Consider the following 3,950-nt stretch of genomic DNA (forward strand, 5'->3'; position numbering starts at 1 on the left):
GTGAACGTCCTCTACGTCCTCGTCCCACTCGCTCTCGCGCTGGCGCTCTGCGGCGTGGCCGCCTTTCGGTGGGCCGTCCGCGACGGTCAGTTCGACGACGTCGAGACGCCCGCGCTCCGCATCCTCCTCGACGACTCCACCGATCCCTCCGACCCCGATGTCTAAGACCGCCGCTCTCGCCGCGCCCACTCCCCAGTCGCCCGTCGAGGGCGCCGTCGTCCCGCTCGACGCGGCCACGTTCCGATGGACGGCCCCTCCCGGCTCGTCGTCGTTCGACTTGCGCATCGCCTCGGCGGCGGCTCCCGACGCGCCCGTCGTGGAGATCGAGGGGGTGCCCTCGACCGAGACCACCCTGGCCGACGCGCTGCCCGCAGCAGATCTCGTGTGGTGGGTCCGCCGCGAGGGCGGTGCGTGGAGCGCCCCGTCGTCGTTCCGGGCCGGGACGCTCGCCGACCTCGAGGTCGTCCAAAAGCAGGAGGCCCTCGAGGCCGAGCGCGAGCGGGCGCTCGTCAAGACGTCGGACCCCGCCGTCCTCGAGGCGCCCCCGGCGCCGGTCTGGCCCCACGCCCAGGGCGACGCCCTCGAGGGCGCACCCGACCTCGACTGGTCGGCGGTCCCCGGTTTCGACGCTCCCGACCGCGCCGATCTTCCCCTCGCAGATGCCGAGGCTCCCAGCCCCGTCGCACCTCTCGGCGGCGAGATCGTGGACGCCGCGGCCATCTCGCTCCGCTGGTCCGCCCTCGAGGGCGCCGACGGCTACGACGTCGAGCTCTCCCCGCACCCGGCCTTCGACCGTGACGTGTTCGCCCTCGAGGCCGGACAGGCGACGGAGGTGGCGCTTCCCGGCTTGGTCCCGGCCGTCGGGCGGAAGCTGCTGTGGCGCGTCCGCGCTCGCACGGGAAACGAGGCGACGCCGTGGAGCAGGTACGGCCGCTTCTACCCCGCCGGCAACGCGGACGTGGACCAGTTCCGAGCCGGCCTCGACGCGGCTCTCACCGCGCAGCGCCGCGGGCGCGACCACGCCGCGATCGTCCGCCAACGCGAGCTCGACCTGCTCCCGCTCCACCAAACCGACGATCCGGCCGTCGACCAAGCCACGTTCACCGTCGTGATCGGGATGATGCTCTCGGGGATCGTGATCGCTCTTTTGGTGACGGTGTTCTCGCTCATCTTTCTCTAGGTCGTGCCCGCGCGCTAAGGTCGAGGTGATCCCGTCCCGCGCCCCGCTATCTCAGTCGAGGGTGCCGCAGACCATTACGGCGTGAGGCTCGCGCTCGCTCGGGGTGACGGCGTCGGCGCCACGGGCCAGCGTGAGGACGCCCATCGCGATTACCAAGACGCCCGCGAGCCGCTGCATCGTCAAGCGCCGAGACGGCCGCATCCGAGCCCCGAGCGTGCCGACGAGTGCGAGTGCCGGGATCGTGGACAGTCCGAAGACCGCCATCGTGAGCGCGCCCCGGCCTGGCCCGCCGGACGTCGCCGCGATGGCGACCATCCCGTAGACGAGCCCGCACGGGAGCAGGCCGTTCACCGCCCCGAGCGCGACGAGTGCCGAGGAACGGTCCGAGGCGACAAGCCGGCCGACGAGCGGCCCGAGACGCACCGCGATGGGGTTGACGCGGGCCGACGACCGTCTCCACGCGACGCCGCACACGGCCAGACCGGTCAGGATCATCACCGCTCCAAGACCGATGCTCACGACGCCACCGAACTCGCCGAACAGCCCGCCGAGCGCGACCCCCGCGAGACCCGCGATGGCGCCGAAGACCGTGTACGTCAGCGTCTTCCCCGCGAAGTAGGCCACCTGACGCCGAGCGACCGCCCGCTCCGAGGTCGCCCCGAGGAGCGCCACGAACCCGCCGCACATCCCGACGCAGTGGGCGCTCCCCAAGAGTCCTGCGACAAAGACGGCGGCGAGATCGAGCATGGCTCGAAGGCTACTCCGATCCCGTCCTCGAGGGCGCCGGGACGGGGTTCGGTACCACGTGGGGGTTTCCCGCACGCGGCCCCGGTCTCGGCCTCGAGGACGGGCAGGGCGGTTCGCCGTCCTCGAGGGCGGCGTCGGCTACCCTTCGCCGAGGTACCAGATGCGGAGCATGCCCTCGGACGAGCCGCCGGGGCCGGGTCGGGCGTCCGCCGCGAGCTCGAGCGTGCCTACCAAGAAAGCGGCCATGCTCATCATGCTCTGGTCCCCCCGCACGTACTCCGCTCGGCTCGCCCGGCCAGCGCTATCGACCGTGTACCGGACTTCGACGTCTCCAGCCGACTGACCGCTTCGGCTGTATATGTCGGGGATGCTGTTGTAGGTACCGACGAACGCTTGGCGAGACCCCGGGCTCAAGCGCTCGATGTCGACGCCAGCGTAGCGGACCGGGAGGCGATTGCCCTCGAGGTCGTAGCCGATTCGGGAGCGGAACGGGCGTTCTGGTGCCGGGCGGTCTCGGCTGCTCCCGTCGAGTCGGTACTCGCCCCGGTCCACGCCGTCGCCAGCCGGCAACCGGAACGTGACGGGGACGGCGAACCGCGTCTTGACCGGTACGCCTCCGTCTTGGCCCGGCCGGAACTCCAGCCCGTTCACGGCCTCGAGGGACGCTCGGCTCAGCATGTCGTCCGGCGAGCGGAGCACGACGGCGTCCTCGACGCGGCCCTGCTCGTTGACGACGAACTGGACGACGACCTGGCCCTCGATGCCGGCCTCGCGTGCCATCTCGGGATACACGACGCGCTCTTGCAGCGCTGCGAGACCACCGATCAGCTCCGGCTGGTCCTCAGCGACCTCAAAGATCTCGGGGTTGTCTACATCGACACGTCCAGGCGCGGGACGACGCTCGGAGCGAGCTGGGGAGTCGCCGAGTCGGAACGCGACAGGTACGGCGAACCGGACGCGGACCGGCTGGCCGTCCTGCATCCCCGGCTCGAAGCGCGACGCGGCCACGGCCTCGAGGGCGGCCTGGTCGAGCCCATCGTTTCCGGCGGAGCGGATGACCTGCATGTCGGTCACGCGGCCCTCTGTGCTCACGACGAACTGGATCACGGCCTGGCCCTCGACGCCGGCTCGCCGCTGCATCTCTGGGTAGGTGAGCCGGTTCATCAGCCCCTCGAGGCCACCGATCAACTGCGGCTGCACGTCCGCGACCTCGAGGACGTCAGTGGTGTCAGATGTTGTAGATCGAGGCCCAAGGCTCTGCGTACCGCTGTTCGGAGACGTTATGTCGATAGGGAAGGGGACTGGACGTACCTCGCGCTTGATCTCGCCATTGTCGAACCGAACGATGACCGTCTGGGTTAGGCGGCCTTCGCTATCTGCGTCTGCTCCATCGAGGTCGTTAGATGGGATCTGAACGCCATTGGCGACGGACTGCGCGATCTCGAGATCCGCGCCTGGTTTTAGCTGGATCAACAGATCATAAGTCTGGTCCCCGTGCGGGCTCAAGCTCATCGATTCGATCCATACCGATGTTGAATCTCCCAGTGGCGCGCTAGTCTCGGCCTCGAGGGCAGCGGCGAGAGGCGGTGACACGAGGACGGTTCCCGCCATGACGAGCGTGACAGCGACCAAGCCAGCAAGGCGTCCAACTATTGTAAAGCGCCGTGCGTGTGCGGAAGAAAGAGGACGGGTCATGGCATCAATGCGGGATTTGAGGGACGAGGAGCCACGCGCGGCGCCCAGCGCGAGGGCGGGGGCGGGGAGCGTGGCGTAGGAGAACAACAAGTCGGCGTAGGAGCGGCGGTCGCCGCCGGCCTCGAGGACGGCCTGGTCGGCGGCCCGCTCGCGGTCCAAATCGAGACCCCGGCCGATGGCCCAGACCAGGGGGTGCGCTGCGAACACGGCCGAGACCGCCCGTTGGGCGATGTGCCACGCGTAGTCGGACCGGCGAACGTGGGCAACTTCGTGGAGCGCTGCGACCTCGAGGGCGGACCTGGACAAGTCGTCGGGTAAAGCCACAACC

The 3,950-nt window shown here is 69.9% G+C and carries 4 protein-coding genes; 2 read left to right on the forward strand and 2 right to left on the reverse strand.

Annotation, left to right across the window (positions count from 1 at the left end; translation table 11 throughout):
* Together ccoS and WBA11_RS16730 are read left to right on the forward strand one after the other, a co-directional pair.
* Positions 1-165, forward strand: coding sequence for a cbb3-type cytochrome oxidase assembly protein CcoS (ccoS, locus tag WBA11_RS16725; protein ID WP_424521788.1), 165 nt, complete (start codon positions 1-3; stop codon positions 163-165).
* Positions 158-1,180 (forward strand): fibronectin type III domain-containing protein, encoded by a 1,023-nt coding sequence (locus tag WBA11_RS16730; protein ID WP_424521785.1) that lies wholly within the window; start codon positions 158-160, stop codon positions 1,178-1,180. Before ccoS ends, WBA11_RS16730 begins: the two co-directional genes overlap by 8 nt.
* 51 nt (positions 1,181-1,231) lie before the next feature.
* Here the strand turns inward: WBA11_RS16730 and WBA11_RS16735 are convergent, their stop codons facing one another.
* A complete protein-coding gene (locus tag WBA11_RS16735; protein WP_424521786.1) occupies positions 1,232-1,927 on the reverse strand; it encodes a sulfite exporter TauE/SafE family protein in 696 nt (231 codons plus the stop codon).
* Positions 1,928-2,065: 138 nt separating this feature from the next.
* Positions 2,066-3,950 (reverse strand): TonB family protein (locus WBA11_RS16740; RefSeq protein ID WP_424521787.1); only part of this gene is annotated, 1,885 nt, incomplete at its 5' end.

It is taken from the genome of Rubrivirga sp. (assembly GCF_049648075.1).
Classification (GTDB): Bacteria; Bacteroidota; Rhodothermia; order Rhodothermales; family Rubricoccaceae; genus Rubrivirga.